11 protein-coding genes are annotated in these 19123 nt (G+C 37.8%); 6 read left to right on the top strand and 5 right to left on the bottom strand.

The genetic code is table 11. The features are described from left to right. Nucleotide 1: 1 nt before the first annotated feature. From NAB20_RS05725 to cyoE, 5 genes are all read right to left on the bottom strand, one after another. Nucleotides 2-676, bottom strand: coding sequence for a hypothetical protein (locus NAB20_RS05725; RefSeq protein WP_088393007.1), 675 nt, complete (start codon nucleotides 674-676; stop codon nucleotides 2-4). Nucleotides 677-752: 76 nt separating this feature from the next. After that, nucleotides 753-1103: a cytochrome C oxidase subunit IV family protein gene (locus tag NAB20_RS05720; RefSeq protein WP_088393005.1), complete on the bottom strand. Its 351-nt coding sequence runs from the start codon at nucleotides 1101-1103 to the stop codon at nucleotides 753-755. Nucleotides 1104-1119: 16 nt separating this feature from the next. Then, a complete protein-coding gene (locus NAB20_RS05715; protein ID WP_105195172.1) occupies nucleotides 1120-2097 on the bottom strand; it encodes a cytochrome c oxidase subunit 3 in 978 nt (325 codons plus the stop codon). Between the two features lie 43 nt (nucleotides 2098-2140). Beyond that, entirely contained in the window at nucleotides 2141-2719 is a 579-nt protein-coding gene (locus tag NAB20_RS05710; protein ID WP_105195165.1) for a cytochrome c oxidase subunit 3, read from the bottom strand. Next, nucleotides 2719-3624: a heme o synthase gene (gene cyoE, locus NAB20_RS05705; protein WP_164849122.1), complete on the bottom strand. Its 906-nt coding sequence runs from the start codon at nucleotides 3622-3624 to the stop codon at nucleotides 2719-2721. Before cyoE ends, NAB20_RS05710 begins: the two co-directional genes overlap by 1 nt. Nucleotides 3625-3836: 212 nt before the next feature. On the opposite strand from cyoE, the gene NAB20_RS05700 reads away from it, so the two are divergent. The 6 genes from NAB20_RS05700 to NAB20_RS05675 all read left to right on the top strand — a co-directional run bounded on the left by NAB20_RS05700 (nucleotide 3837) and on the right by NAB20_RS05675 (nucleotide 18779). Continuing rightward, nucleotides 3837-13325 carry a gliding motility-associated C-terminal domain-containing protein gene (locus NAB20_RS05700; RefSeq protein ID WP_375605681.1) on the top strand — a complete coding sequence of 3163 codons (9489 nt, stop codon included), beginning with the start codon at nucleotides 3837-3839 and terminating at the stop codon, nucleotides 13323-13325. Between the two features lie 622 nt (nucleotides 13326-13947). Further along, the gene (gene tssD / locus NAB20_RS05695; RefSeq protein ID WP_105195469.1) at nucleotides 13948-14334 is read left to right on the top strand and encodes a type VI secretion system tube protein TssD; all 387 of its coding nucleotides are present in this window, start codon (nucleotides 13948-13950) and stop codon (nucleotides 14332-14334) included. A 408-nt stretch (nucleotides 14335-14742) separates the two neighbouring features. Next, nucleotides 14743-15132: a type VI secretion system tube protein TssD gene (tssD, locus tag NAB20_RS05690; protein WP_088395034.1), complete on the top strand. Its 390-nt coding sequence runs from the start codon at nucleotides 14743-14745 to the stop codon at nucleotides 15130-15132. A 29-nt stretch (nucleotides 15133-15161) separates the two neighbouring features. Continuing rightward, nucleotides 15162-17075, top strand: a complete 1914-nt coding sequence (locus NAB20_RS05685) for a type VI secretion system Vgr family protein (protein ID WP_375605680.1) — start codon at nucleotides 15162-15164, stop codon at nucleotides 17073-17075. 5 nt (nucleotides 17076-17080) lie between these two features. Then, complete coding sequence (locus NAB20_RS05680) at nucleotides 17081-18385, top strand: hypothetical protein (RefSeq protein WP_375605679.1); 1305 nt, start codon at nucleotides 17081-17083, stop codon at nucleotides 18383-18385. Beyond that, nucleotides 18360-18779, top strand: coding sequence for a hypothetical protein (locus NAB20_RS05675; protein WP_375605678.1), 420 nt, complete (start codon nucleotides 18360-18362; stop codon nucleotides 18777-18779). The genes NAB20_RS05680 and NAB20_RS05675 overlap by 26 nt, the downstream gene beginning before the upstream one ends. Nucleotides 18780-19123 lie beyond the last annotated feature (344 nt).

The following is a 19123-nucleotide window of genomic DNA, read 5'->3' as shown; positions in this document are numbered from 1 at the left end:
ATTATTTTTTTTCATGTAATCGAAAATTCTCTTTATTCTGATTCCTCTTAAGAGCCAAACGATATTCACGTAACAATATTTTTATATCATCTGTCATTTCATTATGTAAATCAGCAGCAGAAGTAGTATTATAACTTTCTCGGTATTCTTCTACCCCTTCCTTATTTTTACCTATACGACCTCTGTGATTTATATCTTTATCTAAGATAAACACTTCTGAAGTAGCACAATCTTCATTTAATTTTCCCTTTAACTTAAAAGAATCGTAATATGCTTGAATTTGAGATTTAGAAGCAAAAACTACATGATAAGCAGACATATTTTCTGTAAAGCCCTTTAATTTTTCAAATAATTCTTTTACTTGATTTTGACTTCCATCAACGGCTAAAAAAACGACTTGAAAATCTTTAAACCCTACATACTTATCATAAATCTTTTGATTAAAATTAAAAGCATTCCCTTGAATACTTTTAATATCACTTCCTAAAAACCCCATAACTGTTATTTTATTTTTCAATGTTATAGATTTTTTATCTAATGATTCCCATTTGGGTAAATCCAGATTATTCTTTGAAATAATAGGTAAAAATAATTGATTATGAGTAGCCGAAGCAAAAATCAGATAAATAACAATTGGTAAAACCAACAATATTATAAGTATTACTTTTTTCTTCATACAAAATAATTTAGAGAGATTACAAAAATAAAAAAATCCCGACGTAAATCGGGATTCTTTATGAATTAATATGTTGTTAAAAATTCCACTTTATGGTTGAATTTTTGAACACCTCAAATACATAATTAGCCTCTATTAATAAGATAAAAACTATATATATGATTAAGAATACTAATGGCGCTACTATAGACCAACGAAAAGAAGAAACTTCTCCTTCAAGGTGCATAAATGACCACATAATCCCGTATGCCTTAGCTACTGTTAAGATAATGAAGATCCAATTAAGTAAATTAGTTCCTAAAATAGCTGTAAAATAAAGTGAATGAGGCTTGTAAATACCTAAAACAACTTCTATAATTGTTATAACAGAAAGTATTCCGAAAACTTTCCAAATTTTTCCCGCGTTCGATTCGTGTGCGTGTCCCATAATCTTACCTTTTTTATTATACTAAGTAGAAGAATGTAAATACAAACACCCAAACTAAATCTACAAAGTGCCAGTATAAACCTACCTTCTCAACCATTTCATAAGTACCTCTTCTTTCATAAGTACCTAAAAGTACATTAAAGAAGATAATGATATTAATAACCACACCTGAAAATACGTGGAAACCGTGAAATCCTGTAATAAAGAAAAAGAAATCAGCAAATAACTTATTTCCATATTCATTTTGCACCATGTTAGCTCCTTCAACTACCGATTTTGCTCCTTCTAATCTTTTTAAAGATTCTTCACGAGTTAAAACAATTTTTTGTTTCGTTTCTTGATTAACTTTTTCCGAACGGATTAACAAATCAGGATTTGCTTTAAATCCTTCTACTACCTCTGTAACAGAAACAGAAGTCAACGGAGACTCTCCAACAAACCATAAACCTTGATTACGCGTATGTTGTGTTCTCTCTTCTGGCAAATTGAGCGCAAACTCATGTAAAGCTACGCGTTTACCATTTTTATCAACAAATTGTAAAATTGATCCTCCTTTAGTTTCTACAGCACCATACTCACCTTTGATAAAGTTCTTCCATTCCCAAGCTTGAGAACCAACGAAGATCAAACCTCCAATAATAGTAAGGAACATATAGATTGCTACTTTATCTTTTTTCATTTGGTGACCAGCATCAACAGCCAACACCATAGTTACAGATGAAAAAATTAAGATAAAAGTCATCAATGCTACATAATACATTGGAGCCGGTACTCCATGCATGAATGGGAAGTGAGTAAACACTTCATCGGCCAAAGGCCAAGTTTCAATAAATTTAAATCTTGAAAAACCGTAAGAAGCAAGGAATCCAGAGAAAGTTAAAGCATCCGAAACGATGAAGAACCACATCATCATTTTACCATAGCTTGCTTTCATAGGCTCGTTTCCGCCGCCCCAAACTTTACCTTCAGTACTTGTAGTAACTGTCGTTGCCATAGAATTCATTTTAAAAAGTTGTCAAATTTACATTTTTTATTTTTTATACGAAATATAAAAACAGAAACAAATACACCCAAAGAAAATCTAAAAAATGCCAAAACATCGCACCAAGCTCTATTCCAGCGGTTTGAGTAGAATTATACTTTTGTTTATAATGATTATAAATTATAATTAATAACGAAATTACACCCGCAAAAAGATGAACCAAATGCAATAAAGTCAACATATACAAAAAAGAAGTCGTTACAGTACTCTCACTTCCTGTAAAATAATAACCCATCCTTATAATTTGACTAAATCCAGCAAATTGAAAGAAAACAAACATCAAACCTAAAAACAAAGTTAATCCTAAATACATAGAAGTTTTAGAACGATTGTTTTTACGTATAGATAATTTAGCCAAATGAATTGTTATACTACTCATAATGATTACAATGGTACTAATTGTAAAAGCAGGAGGTAAAATCATATCGTGTACCCAATCTTTACGAGAGGCACTGACCAAATAAGCACTAGTAAGTCCTGCAAACATCATAAACATACTAAGCATACCAAACAATAAAATCAATTTGTAGGAACGAACTTGTTTTTGTTTTTCCTCTTCTATAATAATTTCCATTATCTTAAAAATTTATCTAAAACATACACTATCTGCAATAGCGAGATATACGTTACACTCACTAACATTAAACTCTTAGCCGCTTTTGCTGTTTGCTGCTGATACAACCTAATAGCATACAACAACATCCAAATCCCCATAGCTAAAACAAAAAATGCTGACAAACTAGACAAATACAGCTGTCCTGTATAACCAAAACTAGGCAAAACAGAAGCTACCACTAACCAAATCGTATACAGAATCGTCTGAATAGCTGTTGATTTATCTCGATTTCCCGTTGGCAACATAAAAAAACCACCTTTTTTATAATCATCAAATAAAAACCAACCTATAGACCAAAAATGAGGAAATTGCCAAAAAAACTGAATTAAAAACAATGTTCCAGCCTCAATACCAAACTCATTTGTAGCCGCAACCCAACCTAACATAAAAGGAATTGCCCCTGGAAAAGCTCCCACAAAAACAGATAAAGGGGTTTTTGTCTTCATAGGTGTATACACACTTGTATATAAAAAAATAGAAATAGCACCAAACATCGCCGATTTCTCATTAATATTATACAAAATAACAACACCTAAAACAGCTAAAAGAGTGGCTATAAAAAAAGCTTTATTCACACTCATTCTTCCTGACGGAATTGGTCTATTTTTTGTACGATCCATCAAAGCATCCAAATCCTTTTCAATAATTTGATTATAAGCATTGGACGCTCCTACCATACAATATCCTCCTATTGCTAACATAACGAGGGTAATCATCGTAGCCTGATTAATTTCCTCTACCCCAAGCATAAAACCAGCTACGGAAGAAAAAACCACACTAACAGCCAAACCTGCCTTTGTAATTTCCTTAAAATCAAACAAAAAAGTTTTTAGCAATAAAGATATTTTATGAGTAGTACTCAAAGTAAAAAAATTTAAAATCGCGACAAAGATACGTTTTAGTTCAAAAGTATAAAAATCTAATTCATTTTAATTTTAACCAAAAAAATTAACCTTTTATATAAATAAACTTAAAAAAAAAGACTTTATTTTTATTCAAAATAGCACGTAGAAGCTTTTCTATAGAAAAAAAAGAAAAAAAACATCTAAATTTACCATATAAAATATAATAAAAAATGAAAACGCCTCTTTTTCAAATATTAATATCTTTTATATCACTATTTTTAAATTGCCTTTTTACCAATGTAACCTTTTCACAAGTTCCCGACGCAGGTAAAGCAACAACTGGTAGCGGTCTTTACAAGGATCGTATATTTTGGTTAAACTGGGATCTCAATAAAGACGGCACTAGTGGTGATTTAATCATTAACGGATCTACAAGAACGTTTACTTCTGCTGCTGGAGTTATTTATCAAGCCACAATATCAAACGTTACGGGTACACCAAAATCTAGTAACTCTTATGATTATTTTGGAAACAACTTCCCAAGTGGTTATGGAAATATTGGAGGAAATACTGGAGCAGGCAATATTGTAGGTATAAATAATGGATGCAATGCCTGTACTTCTACTTTCAGAATTACCATAACAGCCAATTATCCAAATGGCATATCGGGTAATGTGGCCGCCTTTGTCATAGGAGGAACAGAAACCTTAGCCAATACAAATGAATATTATCAGCTTACAGTACCATCAGGAACTGTAAGATACTTAGACAAATACATCAGAAATGATAACTGGACTAACTCATCTATCAGACTCGATGTATCAAATTCAGGAAGAACCATTAGAGTTACAAACCCTGGAAGTGGCGATAGTAGAGGAGATGCAATATTAATTGCTGAAGATGTCCCCTATATAGATGCTCAAGTTAAAGGAGGAGGAGGTCAGCATTTTGGTATCGGTTTTATAGAAGATCTTGATTATTCGGATGCGCCTAATTCATACGGTAAAGCCACTCATATAGTAAACAATTCAATACAAGGTGGAACCTTTACCTCTCCCAGTCAAAACATTTTAAGCACAACAACTAACGTACTTGACACACAACGAGGATCTTTTGTCAGTCCCAACCTAGTACTGGGAAACAACATTGATGTTGAAAGCTCTTATAATCCTGTAACAGCTGGCAATATTCCGAACACAGATGACATTACTGGAATCGATGATGAAGATGGTATACAAGACATCAATTGGTCTACATGTACAGGAACTGTATTTGTTAAAAACACTACTGCTAGCGTAGCTTATTTAAATTTATGGATAGATGCTAATTCAAATGGTATTTTTGACAATAATGAAAACACCAACGTATCAATTCCTTCAGGAACAAATGGAAACGTAAGCGTTCCTTTAAATCCAATAAGCGGACTAACTTCTGGTAATAGCTATTATGCTAGATTAAGGCTATCAACAACACCAAACCTTTCTCCTTCTGGTTTTGCTGCTGATGGAGAAGTTGAAGATCATTGGGTAAATATTACAAAAACAACATTAACTACTAACCCTCTTACTTCCTGCGTTGGTTCACCTATAATCTTCTCTTCTATTTCTGGGATGCTTAGTTATAACTGGACTGGACCAAATGGTTTTACATCAAATCAACAAAACCCAATAATTGCAAATAGTAACACTAACCATAATGGTATCTACACACTTGTCGTTACAACACCTGGAGGTTGTACTATATCAGATTCAACGAATGTAATAGTCAACCCATTACCAACAGCTCCTATTATATCAAATATAATACAACCTAGTTGCAATGTTTCTACAGGAAGTGTTAGTTTTAACAATTTACCTGCATCTGGTACATGGACTGTTACAGCTTCACCTGGTGGCACTAGCATAACAGGTTCTGGAACTAATGCAATTTTTAGTGGCCTAACAGGAAATAACACCTATACTTTTACTGTCACTAATTCTAATAGCTGTACCTCTGCTGTAAGTGCGCAGGTGACTATCAATGCGCAACCTGTAACGCCTAATGCGCCATTAGCGGGGGCTGTTACCCAACCTACTTGTACTAATGCTTCGGGTAGTTTTCAAATTGTGGGTTACAATACCACTAGTCTTTATACTTTCAGTCCTGCGGTTTTGAATATCTCGCCAACGGGGATTGTTACGGCCAATGCGGGTACTTATACTTTTACGGAAACCAATGCGGTGGGCTGTACCTCTGCTGTAAGTGCGCAGGTGACTATCAATGCGCAACCTGTAACGCCTAATGCGCCATTAGCGGGGGCTGTTACCCAACCTACTTGTACTAATGCTTCGGGTAGTTTTCAAATTGTGGGTTACAATACCACTAGTCTTTATACTTTCAGTCCTGCGGTTTTGAATATCTCGCCAACGGGGATTGTTACGGCCAATGCGGGTACTTATACTTTTACGGAAACCAATGCGGTGGGCTGTACCTCTGCTGTAAGTGCGCAGGTGACTATCAATGCGCAACCTGCAACGCCTAATGCGCCATTAGCGGGGGCTGTTACACAACCTACTTGTTCTAATGCTTCGGGTAGTTTTCAAATTGTGGGCTACAATACCACTAGTCTTTATACTTTCAGTCCTGCGGTTTTGAATATCTCGCCAACGGGGATTGTTACGGCCAATGCGGGTACTTATACTTTTACGGAAACCAATGCGGTGGGCTGTACCTCTGCTGTAAGTGCGCAGGTGACTATCAATGCGCAACCTGTAACGCCTAATGCGCCATTAGCGGGGGCTGTTACACAACCTACTTGTTCTAATGCTTCGGGTAGTTTTCAAATTGTGGGTTACAATACCACTAGTCTTTATACTTTCAGTCCTGCGGTTTTGAATATCTCGCCAACGGGGATTGTTACGGCCAATGCGGGGACTTATACTTTTACGGAAACCAATGCGGTGGGCTGTACCTCTGCTGTAAGTGCGCAGGTGACTATCAATGCGCAACCTGTAACGCCTAATGCGCCATTAGCGGGGGCTGTTACACAACCTACTTGTTCTAATGCTTCGGGTAGTTTTCAAATTGTGGGCTACAATACCACTAGTCTTTATACTTTCAGTCCTGCGGTTTTGAATATCTCGCCAACGGGGATTGTTACGGCCAATGCGGGTACTTATACTTTTACGGAAACCAATGCGGTGGGCTGTACCTCTGCTGTAAGTGCGCAGGTGACTATCAATGCGCAACCTGCAACGCCTAATGCGCCATTAGCGGGGGCTGTTACCCAACCTACTTGTTCTAATGCTTCGGGTAGTTTTCAAATTGTGGGCTACAATACCACTAGTCTTTATACTTTCAGTCCTGCGGTTTTGAATATCTCGCCAACGGGGATTGTTACGGCCAATGCGGGGACTTATACTTTTACGGAAACCAATGCGGTGGGCTGTACCTCTGCTGTAAGTGCGCAGGTGACTATCAATGCGCAACCTGTAACGCCTAATGCGCCATTAGCGGGGGCTGTTACACAACCTACTTGTACTAATGCTTCGGGTAGTTTTCAAATTGTGGGCTACAATACCACTAGTCTTTATACTTTCAGTCCTGCGGTTTTGAATATCTCGCCAACGGGGATTGTTACGGCCAATGCGGGTACTTATACTTTTACGGAAACCAATGCGGTGGGCTGTACCTCTGCTGTAAGTGCGCAGGTGACTATCAATGCGCAACCTGTAACGCCTAATGCGCCATTAGCGGGGGCTGTTACACAACCTACTTGTTCTAATGCTTCGGGTAGTTTTCAAATTGTGGGCTACAATACCACTAGTCTTTATACTTTCAGTCCTGCGGTTTTGAATATCTCGCCAACGGGGATTGTTACGGCCAATGCGGGGACTTATACTTTTACGGAAACCAATGCGGTGGGCTGTACCTCTGCTGTAAGTGCGCAGGTGACTATCAATGCGCAACCTGTAACGCCTAATGCGCCATTAGCGGGGGCTGTTACACAACCTACTTGTTCTAATGCTTCGGGTAGTTTTCAAATTGTGGGTTACAATACCACTAGTCTTTATACTTTCAGTCCTGCGGTTTTGAATATCTCGCCAACGGGGATTGTTACGGCCAATGCGGGGACTTATACTTTTACGGAAACCAATGCGGTGGGCTGTACCTCTGCTGTAAGTGCGCAGGTGACTATCAATGCGCAACCTGTAACGCCTAATGCGCCATTAGCGGGGGCTGTTACACAACCTACTTGTTCTAATGCTTCGGGTAGTTTTCAAATTGTGGGTTACAATACCACTAGTCTTTATACTTTCAGTCCTGCGGTTTTGAATATCTCGCCAACGGGGATTGTTACGGCCAATGCGGGGACTTATACTTTTACGGAAACCAATGCGGTGGGCTGTACCTCTGCTGTAAGTGCGCAGGTGACTATCAATGCGCAACCTGCAACGCCTAATGCGCCATTAGCGGGGGCTGTTACACAACCTACTTGTTCTAATGCTTCGGGTAGTTTTCAAATTGTGGGTTACAATACCACTAGTCTTTATACTTTCAGTCCTGCGGTTTTGAATATCTCGCCAACGGGGATTGTTACGGCTAATGCGGGGACTTATACTTTTACGGAAACCAATGCGGTGGGCTGTACCTCTGCTGTAAGTGCGCAGGTGACTATCAATGCGCAACCTGTAACGCCTAATGCGCCATTAGCGGGGGCTGTTACACAACCTACTTGTTCTAATGCTTCGGGTAGTTTTCAAATTGTGGGCTACAATACCACTAGTCTTTATACTTTCAGTCCTGCGGTTTTGAATATCTCGCCAACGGGGATTGTTACGGCCAATGCGGGGACTTATACTTTTACGGAAACCAATGCGGTGGGCTGTACCTCTGCTGTAAGTGCGCAGGTGACTATCAATGCGCAACCTGTAACGCCTAATGCGCCATTAGCGGGGGCTGTTACACAACCTACTTGTTCTAATGCTTCGGGTAGTTTTCAAATTGTGGGCTACAATACCACTAGTCTTTATACTTTCAGTCCTGCGGTTTTGAATATCTCGCCAACGGGGATTGTTACGGCTAATGCGGGTACTTATACTTTTACGGAAACCAATGCGGTGGGCTGTACCTCTGCTGTAAGTGCGCAGGTGACTATCAATGCGCAACCTGTAACGCCTAATGCGCCATTAGCGGGGGCTGTTACACAACCTACTTGTTCTAATGCTTCGGGTAGTTTTCAAATTGTGGGCTACAATACCACTAGTCTTTATACTTTCAGTCCTGCGGTTTTGAATATCTCGCCAACGGGGATTGTTACGGCCAATGCGGGGACTTATACTTTTACGGAAACCAATGCGGTGGGCTGTACCTCTGCTGTAAGTGCGCAGGTGACTATCAATGCGCAACCTGCAACGCCTAATGCGCCATTAGCGGGGGCTGTTACACAACCTACTTGTTCTAATGCTTCGGGTAGTTTTCAAATTGTGGGCTACAATACCACTAGTCTTTATACTTTCAGTCCTGCGGTTTTGAATATCTCGCCAACGGGGATTGTTACGGCCAATGCGGGGACTTATACTTTTACGGAAACCAATGCGGTGGGCTGTACCTCTGCTGTAAGTGCGCAGGTGACTATCAATGCGCAACCTGCAACGCCTAATGCGCCATTAGCGGGGGCTGTTACACAACCTACTTGTTCTAATGCTTCGGGTAGTTTTCAAATTGTGGGTTACAATACCACTAGTCTTTATACTTTCAGTCCTGCGGTTTTGAATATCTCGCCAACGGGGATTGTTACGGCCAATGCGGGGACTTATACTTTTACGGAAACCAATGCGGTGGGCTGTACCTCTGCTGTAAGTGCGCAGGTGACTATCAATGCGCAACCTGTAACGCCTAATGCGCCATTAGCGGGGGCTGTTACACAACCTACTTGTTCTAATGCTTCGGGTAGTTTTCAAATTGTGGGTTACAATACCACTAGTCTTTATACTTTCAGTCCTGCGGTTTTGAATATCTCGCCAACGGGGATTGTTACGGCCAATGCGGGTACTTATACTTTTAAGGAAACCAATGCGGTGGGCTGTACCTCTGCTGTAAGTGCGCAGGTGACTATCAATGCGCAACCTGCAACGCCTAATGCGCCATTAGCGGGGGCTGTTACACAACCTACTTGTTCTAATGCTTCGGGTAGTTTTCAAATTGTGGGTTACAATACCACTAGTCTTTATACTTTCAGTCCTGCGGTTTTGAATATCTCACCAACGGGGATTGTTACGGCCAATGCGGGTACTTATACTTTTACGGAAACCAATGCGGTGGGCTGTACCTCTGCTGTAAGTGCGCAGGTGACTATCAATGCGCAACCTGTAACGCCTAATGCACCATTAGCGGGGGCTGTTACACAACCTACTTGTACTAATGCTTCGGGTAGTTTTCAAATTGTGGGCTACAATACCACTAGTCTTTATACTTTCAGTCCTGCGGTTTTGAATATCTCGCCAACGGGGATTGTTACGGCCAATGCGGGGACTTATACTTTTACGGAAACCAATGCGGTGGGCTGTACCTCTGCTGTAAGTGCGCAGGTGACTATCAATGCGCAACCTGCAACGCCTAATGCACCATTAGCGGGGGCTGTTACACAACCTACTTGTTCTAATGCTTCGGGTAGTTTTCAAATTGTGGGCTACAATACCACTAGTCTTTATACTTTCAGTTCTGCGGTTTTGAATATCTCGCCAACGGGGATTGTTACGGCCAATGCGGGTACTTATACTTTTACGGAAACCAATGCGGTGGGCTGTACCTCTGCTGTAAGTGCGCAGGTGACTATCAATGCGCAACCTGTAACGCCTAATGCGCCATTAGCGGGGGCTGTTACACAACCTACTTGTTCTAATGCTTCGGGTAGTTTTCAAATTGTGGGCTACAATACCACTAGTCTTTATACTTTCAGTCCTGCGGTTTTGAATATCTCACCAACGGGGATTGTTACGGCCAATGCGGGTACTTATACTTTTACGGAAACCAATGCGGTGGGCTGTACCTCTGCTGTAAGTGCGCAGGTGACTATCAATGCGCAACCTGTAACGCCTAATGCACCATTAGCGGGGGCTGTTACACAACCTACTTGTACTAATGCTTCGGGTAGTTTTCAAATTGTGGGCTACAATACCACTAGTCTTTATACTTTCAGTCCTGCGGTTTTGAATATCTCGCCAACGGGGATTGTTACGGCCAATGCGGGGACTTATACTTTTACGGAAACCAATGCGGTGGGCTGTACCTCTGCTGTAAGTGCGCAGGTGACTATCAATGCGCAACCTGTAACGCCTAATGCACCATTAGCGGGGGCTGTTACACAACCAAGCTGTATCACTTCAACAGGAAGTGTTATTTTAAATGGTTTATCAACATCAGATCCATGGACTATTATAGCATCACCAAGTGGCCTTACTTTAAATGGTACCGGAACTAGTGTAAATTTTACAGGACTAAATCCAGGTAATACTTATACCTTCACAGTTACTAATTCTAATGGTTGTATTTCACCTTCATCATCTGCTATAACAGTATATAATCAAATATGTGCAGTAGATGAAACAACAACCCCTATAAACGGTCTATCAGGAGGCACAACAGCTCCTCTGACTGCCAATGATACACTTAACGGAGCATTGGTAACAGTAGGAACGGCTCCTGGTAATGTTCAAATTACGGCAAGTACAGTTCCTATAGGCTCTGGGCTAATCGTAAATCCAAACGGAACAGTATCCATACCAGCTAACACCCCTGCCGGAACATACACCGTTAACTACACCATTTGTGAAGTTAACAACCCTAAAAACTGTAGCAATGTTAATTCAGATGTAGTAGTGGGTACTCCTCAAATTATAGCGATAACAGAAACAACAACCCCTATAAACGGTCTATCAGGAGGCACAACGGCTCCTCTGACTGCCAATGATACACTTAACGGAGCATTGGTAACAGTAGGAACGGCTCCTGGTAATGTTCAAATTACGGCAAGTACAGTTCCTATAGGCTCTGGGCTAATCGTAAATCCAAACGGAACAGTATCCATACCAGCTAACACCCCTGCCGGAACATACACCGTTAACTACACCATTTGTGAAGTTAACAACCCTAAAAACTGTAGCAATGTTAATTCAGATGTAGTAGTGGGTACTCCTCAAATTATAGCGATAACAGAAACAACAACCCCTATAAACGGTCTATCAGGAGGCACAACGGCTCCTCTGACTGCCAATGATACACTTAACGGAGCATTGGTAACAGTAGGAACGGCTCCTGGTAATGTTCAAATTACGGCAAGTACAGTTCCTATAGGCTCTGGGCTAATCGTAAATCCAAACGGAACAGTATCCATACCAGCTAACACCCCTGCCGGAACATACACCGTTAACTACACCATTTGTGAAGTTAACAACCCTAAAAACTGTAGCAATGTTAATTCAGATGTAGTAGTGGGTACTCCTCAAATTATAGCGATAACAGAAACAACAACCCCTATAAACGGTCTATCAGGAGGCACAACGGCTCCTCTGACTGCCAATGATACACTTAACGGAGCATTGGTAACAGTAGGAACGGCTCCTGGTAATGTTCAAATTACGGCAAGTACAGTTCCTATAGGCTCTGGGCTAATTGTAAATCCAAACGGAACAGTATCTATACCAGCTAACACCCCTGCCGGAACATACACCGTTAACTACACCATTTGTGAAGTTAACAACCCTAAAAACTGTAGCAATGTTAATTCAGATGTAGTAGTGGGTACTCCTCAAATTATAGCGATAACAGAAACAACAACCCCTATAAACGGTCTATCAGGAGGCACAACAGCTCCTCTGACTGCCAATGATACACTTAACGGAGCATTGGTAACAGTAGGAACGGCTCCTGGTAATGTTCAAATTACGGCAAGTACAGTTCCTATAGGCTCTGGGCTAATTGTAAATCCAAACGGAACAGTATCCATACCAGCTAACACCCCTGCCGGAACATACACCGTTAACTACACCATTTGTGAAGTTAACAACCCTAAAAACTGTAGCAATGTTAATTCAGATGTAGTAGTGGGTACTCCTACTATTAATGCCCAAAACGACATCTTTTCTTCTCAAAACGGTAGCCAAGGAGAGACATTAGGAAATATATTTACAAATAATGGAAATGGATCCGATTTAGCTGACGGAAATCAAGCTAATTTAAATAACATAACATTAACAACAACTGCTTGGACAGGTCAAAAAAATCCATACATTGATTTAAATGGTAACGTAATAGTCCCTTCTGGAACACCTTCTGGAACTTATATTATACCTTATAAAATTTGTTTGTTAACACCATTTAACACTATTTGTGATACTGCTACAGTAACGGTAAAAGTTGATCCATCGAACAATGAAGAGTTTGTTATTTACAACCACATGACTCCTAATGGAGATGGAGATAACGATGTATTCTTTATAGACGGAGTAGATAAGTTTCCTAATAATTCTGTAGAAGTTTACAACCGTTGGGGAGTATTAGTATATCAGGTAAAAAGTTATAACAATAACGATCGAGCATTCCGAGGCATATCATCGGGAAGAGTTACAATTGAAAAGTCAGAACAATTGCCAGAAGGAACATATTATTATATTTTTAAATATGAAAATAAGAGTGGTGTAACCAAAGAAAAAGCAGGTTATTTATATATCAATAGATAGTGAATTAATATTCCTCCGTTTAAGACGGAGGATATTTTAACCAAAAATCATGTATTAGAAATAAATAAGGACTTTGAATCTAAAGAAGTGTCTTTTTTCGGCTTAATTGAGTTATTTTAAAAATTGATAATCTTGTCATTTATAAAATAGAAGCGAAATCACATACCTTAAACAATGTAATTTCTCCCTTGATTCGAAGTAACAAACTACAACTAGATTACGGCTTTTGCTCCCTATCTACAAGATTTTTTTTGTTCCTTTTTTGTCTATTCATCTCACGTATGAAGTCTAATACCAAATTCTAGTTAAAAAAACACTAGTAACCACAACTCCTTTTTATTATTCACCAATACATTTTTCTTTTTCCATTCAAAAAAAAACAAAGTGAAGTTATTTTTTTTAACAAAACATTTGTTTTTTTATTGAAAACACAGTATATTTGACTTAGTTATATTTCCATAAATGGTTATTATTATTAAAAAACAAATATACGATGATACCACACAAACAAAACAATTTACCTACATCCTTACAAAAAAATAACAACCCCCAATCATTCCTTATATTATTTTTAGGTATCTACATCCCTTGTATTTTTTATTTTTTTTAAATCTTTATAAATATGTCATTTAAATCTAAACTAGTAGTAGCAGGAAAAGAGTACACCGTATTAAACGTAAATTACGGGTTATTTCAAGAAACAGACGCAACAGGTAGACCTTCTACCGTAACAAGAGGAGGTAAAATTGAGTTAACTATTGAAGGAACAGCAGACACTTCGTTCTTTGAGTGGATGACCAACTCTTTTGAAAGAAAAGACGGTAGTGTAAAATTCTTTAAAAGAGATAGCGATGCTGTTTTAAAAGAATTAAAATTCTCAGAAGCTTATGTTGTAAAATTCAGAGAAAACTTCGACTCAACTGGGGTAAACCCATTAACCGAAACCTTTACTATTTCAGCTAAAAAAATTGAATTAGGATCAGGCGCTTACCAAAACGAATGGGTATAACAACACCTAAGAGGCTGTCCTAAAAGGTCACAATCTTATCATTTCGATTAAAGGAAAACCAAGAGTTTTGCCCAAATAGGAGAAGCAAATCACATATTACTGTGACTTCTCCTATGGTCGAAGTGACAACTAAAGATTGATTTTTCACTTTTCAGACAGCCTCTTTTTTAACCCAGATTCCGGATTAGACTTGGTTGTGAAACAAAAATTTTCAATAAATTCAAGTGCTCACGGAAAATTTTAGAAGAAGAAATAGTGAACTATTTTGATGATTAAAATTGGAGTACGTGCTTGAATTGGAAGAAAAATAAAGTGGAATAGATTTACTTCGTCTATTCGCTACGCTCGGGTCTAATGCGTAATCTGGGTTTAATTCCTTCTTTTAAAAACACTATAAAAATTTAAGACATGTCATTTTTAGCCAAATTAGAATTAGACGGTAACACCTATAATATCTTAAACTGCGATTATAATTTCACACAAGAAATAGATGCGACAGGAAAACCACAAGGCATGCCCCAAGGAGGTGAAATCAACATCCGTATAGAAAGCAACGGCAAAACTAACCTACTACAGTGGATGCTAGACCATAGTCAAACCAAAAACGGTACCATTATTTTCTTTCGTAGAGACGCTATGAGCAAATTACAAGAACTAAAATTTGAAAAAGCCTTTTGTGTATCCTTTTCCGAGTTCTTTGATTCCCAAAACAACCAACCCTTACAAATAGCCATGCGACTCATAGCCAAACGTTTTACACTAAACGATACCACCCATGAAAAAAAATGGAAAGACTAACAAAACCAAACAACTAAAAAACACAGACCATGGAAACCTATAACAGTGATTATGGCAGACTCAATCATCCTGATGATCTAGCTAAATACGCCTCCGTTGGCACTTTTAAAGACTTTTTAGCCGATAAATCAAGCCCCTTAGTTTACTGTACCCTAACAGTAGAAGGCAAATCCTTTTTAGAAAAATCCCATTTTGATCTAACACTTGACCAAAAAACCAACGAACACGACACCTTTACTATTGCAACCCGTGCCGATTCCCTAGACAACCAAGAAGCATACATCATGGAAAACTCCAAAAGTTATCTAGGCAAAACCATACACATCCACCTACATCGATTTGGTGAAATAAAACAAACCTTTACAGGCATTATAACCCATCTGAACCTTTTAAAAAAAAATGGATACAGTCAGTTATACATTACAGGACATGCACCGACCATTATGCTAGAACAAGGTTTAGAATGCCAAAGTTTTGAAAACAAAACCCTAGAACAAATCATACAAGAAATAACCGCCGAATATCCAAAAGACAACTTCAACCTAATTACCAAAAACGGCAACACCCAACATGTAATCCCTTACACCGTACAATACAACCAAACCGATTACCAGTTCCTAAAACAATTGGCCATACGCTATGGCGAGTACCTGTATTATGACGGACAAAGCTTGGTGTTAGGCAATAAAGTAGGCCCTAAAATAATTGTATTAGAAGAAAACATAGACCTAATACATGTATCTTTTGAACTATCGGTAAAACCACAACAATTTACCTACACCACCTACTATACAGAATCAGGAGACAACCTACAACGAGATAGCGCCTTTGCTCAATTACAAAGCAAATTTAACCCCTACCAACTCGCAGCCCTTAAAGCTTCAAAAGACGTATTTCATAAAAAACCCAACAAACTCTACAATCAAACCGGAATTAGTAGCAAAACAGACCAAGAACTACAAGATGCCGTAAGAAAACAAAAAGAGCTACGCGAAAGTCTTATGGTGGTAAAAGGCAAAAGTAAAGATCCCCAACTCAAACAAGGCGATCTAACCAAGCTAATTGATATTAACGACAAACCGATGGAAACCTATCGGATCATAGAAATCAAACACTTTCATGATGGTAACCAGTACTACAACGAATTTGTAGCCATACCCGATTTGTGGACACCTCCTTATTTTGACGATAGTGCTTATCCTAATTGCGAAGAACAAACCGCACGAGTAGTAGACAACAACGACCCTATGGGCATGGGACGTGTACGGGTACAATTTCCATGGCAAGAAAGAAAAAACCAAAAAACCCCTTGGATTAGGTTAATACAACCCCACTCAGGAGCAGGTAAAGGCTTTCATTTTATCCCCGAAATAGGCGAGGAAGTACTGGTTGGTTTTGAAAGTGGCAACGCCGAAAAACCTTTTGTACTAGGCACTCATTATAACGGTGCCGCAACCAGTGGGTATCATACTAGCGGGAATGATGTAAAAGCCATTCATACCCGAAGTGGAACTAAAATTATTCTAAACGATGCCCAAGGCTCTGTTTTTATAGAGGATCCTAGCGGTAACACTTGGACGATGGACGGTCATGGGAATATTAATGTAAATGCGCCAAAAAACATGATCTTTACCGCAGGCGAAGATATGATTATTAACGTGGGTAAAAACATGACAACCTCCGTTGGAATGAATATATCTGAAAGTGCGGGAATGAACCATAGCACTACAGCAGGAGCCATGATGATACAAAATGCAATAGACGATTTTAGCTTACTAGCCAAAAACATAAAAAAAATAGCACATGAAAACATACAAACCTCCAGTAATAAAATAACAAAACAAGCCTTAAAAGACATAACCGTATCAAGCCAAACCAATATTAATAAACACGCCAAAGACGAGGTATTTGTAAACAGCGGTAAGAACACTAAAAATCATTAATTCTTATGAGCAATAAATCAGGAAATTATATTGAAATTGCAGGTGGATGTATAACAGAACATTGTACAGGAGAATACAATTTATTTGCTCAGGAAATGAGTTTCAATGCCGAGGATACAGTTTCTATTAACGGTGGCCAAAAAGGCACATCATATAAAACGCCAATAGAGCCTCCCAAAATACTATTAAACCAAGGAAAAGTAAAAAAAGTAGAACTAGTTACAAATCTAGATCTGGGTTCAAAGAATGATAAATCGGGAGGTACTCAATTAGGAATAATTTTTGGAAAAGAATATACTTTTCAAGTCACACAATATGATAATGAAACACCTTTAACTCGTAGGCTAACCAAATGGCAAATGCGCTACCATAGTCCAAAATACTCACAAAACAAATGGATAGATGTACCATTAAAAGTCACAGGAGATACAGTAAAAATTACTATGAATGAAGAGGATATGTGTGGTAGATTTATTTATGTTAGGGCTTATATTGACGACCCTAAAAGCGAAGGAGAAATAAAAGTCTGGAAACACAATAGGTTTAGATGGTTTGATAGAATGATAGTAGAGAAGGGATTTGAAGATAGGAAAAATGATCCGACTCTAATTGACCAACATCGAACGTCACTATGTGGAACAGCAGCAATGCTTTTTGTATATGCGAAAGAAAATGGAAGTGAATATTTGAAAAAATATTTTGAGTTTTTTAGAACAGGTTATGCTAAAATTAACAATTATAATATTAAGCCCAATCCGAAAATTTTTGATTTTAATCCAACTAATACAAATTTAGATTATCCCGCTTATAGAGTTTACAGTAATGGACGACCAATTGTTCCTCCACAACTTATGGAACAAGCAGATTGGATTTCTCTAGTTGGCACCAGAAGTTCAGATAATAAAAAATATTTAGGAAAAGATGGGGAAGATTGGAATGCTATTAACTGGACAGACTATATGGAAAAAATGGCTGTAAGCTTTTATGGCGCAAGTTTACTAGATGATAAAACGAGAGTGATTACAGGCTTAAATTTCTCTTCTGATTTGATAGAAATACAGAAAGAATATCAAAATGGTTGGAAGATAATTATGCTAATTGACTCTGATATGCTGGACGATTCTATAAGTTATTTGGGGTGTATTACAAATTATCATTGGATTTCATATGAAGGAGATTTATTTATAGACACCAACAAACAAGCTTACGAATTCTCTTATTATTGTTGGAAAAAATTATATAAAAAGAGAAGCTTTAGAACTAAAGTTTTCAATACAAATTTCTATGGATATATCAAATTTAAAAAATAGCATTATCTGCCTTTTTATTTTAATCAGTTGTAAAAACTCACACAATTGTGAAAAACAAACAATTGATATCAATAATTTATTTTATTTAACAACAAGAATTCAACCAAAATCTAATGAATATAAAGTTTATCTAAAAAAAGACAGTAAAATAATTATAGGCAAAGTAATTACTCAAAGGACAAATAAAGACTACGAAAATATAATTTTAAAATTTAAAAAAAACTTAAATGTAAAACGAAATGATAGTTTGTTTTTGGAAATCAACAAAAAAACTCACATCGTCTCTGACATAGAATTTTTAGAAGTTGAAACAACTAATGGGAGTAGTAATCCTTGTTTATTGTCTTATAAATTAGATGGTAATAAAAAATCAGGAAAAGAAATTGAACTTTAACACTTATGTTTCGCAAAAAAGTAAGATAAAAAAGTCATCTTTTTGAATAATTTTAATGAATACATTAAGATGAAACGTAAAAAATAAAACATTTTACTATGCTAATTTAGCTGATAATAATTAGTGAAATTGTTTACGAGCAAATCGAAGATCGTGTTAAGGATTTTTGGAAAATAAAACAAGGAAGTAGTTCTCTTTGTGGAATGGCGGCATTATATTATGCTATGTTAAAACGAGACTCAAAAGAATATAAAAAGTTAGCACAAAATCTATTTAGAACTGGAGAATATTCAATAGGGAAATATATTATTAAACCACACGAAAAGGCTGGGTCAGAGACATTT

Source organism: Flavobacterium davisii, from assembly GCF_042182265.1.
GTDB lineage: Bacteria > Bacteroidota > Bacteroidia > Flavobacteriales > Flavobacteriaceae > Flavobacterium > Flavobacterium davisii.
Note: the sequence above shows the minus strand (reverse complement) of the source record. Positions and strands in the feature narration are given on the sequence as shown.

Excerpts from the sequence above, each read along its gene's own strand:
- NAB20_RS05725 (WP_088393007.1), bottom strand. The coding sequence starts at position 676 with ATGAAGAAAAAAGTAATACTTATAATATTGTTGGTTTTACCAATTGTT.
- NAB20_RS05720 (WP_088393005.1), bottom strand. The coding sequence starts at position 1,103 with ATGGGACACGCACACGAATCGAACGCGGGAAAAATTTGGAAAGTTTTC.
- NAB20_RS05715 (WP_105195172.1), bottom strand. The coding sequence starts at position 2,097 with ATGGCAACGACAGTTACTACAAGTACTGAAGGTAAAGTTTGGGGCGGC.
- NAB20_RS05710 (WP_105195165.1), bottom strand. The coding sequence starts at position 2,719 with ATGGAAATTATTATAGAAGAGGAAAAACAAAAACAAGTTCGTTCCTAC.
- NAB20_RS05700 (WP_375605681.1), top strand. The coding sequence starts at position 3,837 with ATGAAAACGCCTCTTTTTCAAATATTAATATCTTTTATATCACTATTT.
- tssD (WP_105195469.1), top strand. The coding sequence starts at position 13,948 with ATGTCATTTAAATCTAAACTAGTAGTAGCAGGAAAAGAGTACACCGTA.
- tssD (WP_088395034.1), top strand. The coding sequence starts at position 14,743 with ATGTCATTTTTAGCCAAATTAGAATTAGACGGTAACACCTATAATATC.
- NAB20_RS05685 (WP_375605680.1), top strand. The coding sequence starts at position 15,162 with ATGGAAACCTATAACAGTGATTATGGCAGACTCAATCATCCTGATGAT.
- NAB20_RS05680 (WP_375605679.1), top strand. The coding sequence starts at position 17,081 with ATGAGCAATAAATCAGGAAATTATATTGAAATTGCAGGTGGATGTATA.
- NAB20_RS05675 (WP_375605678.1), top strand. The coding sequence starts at position 18,360 with ATGGATATATCAAATTTAAAAAATAGCATTATCTGCCTTTTTATTTTA.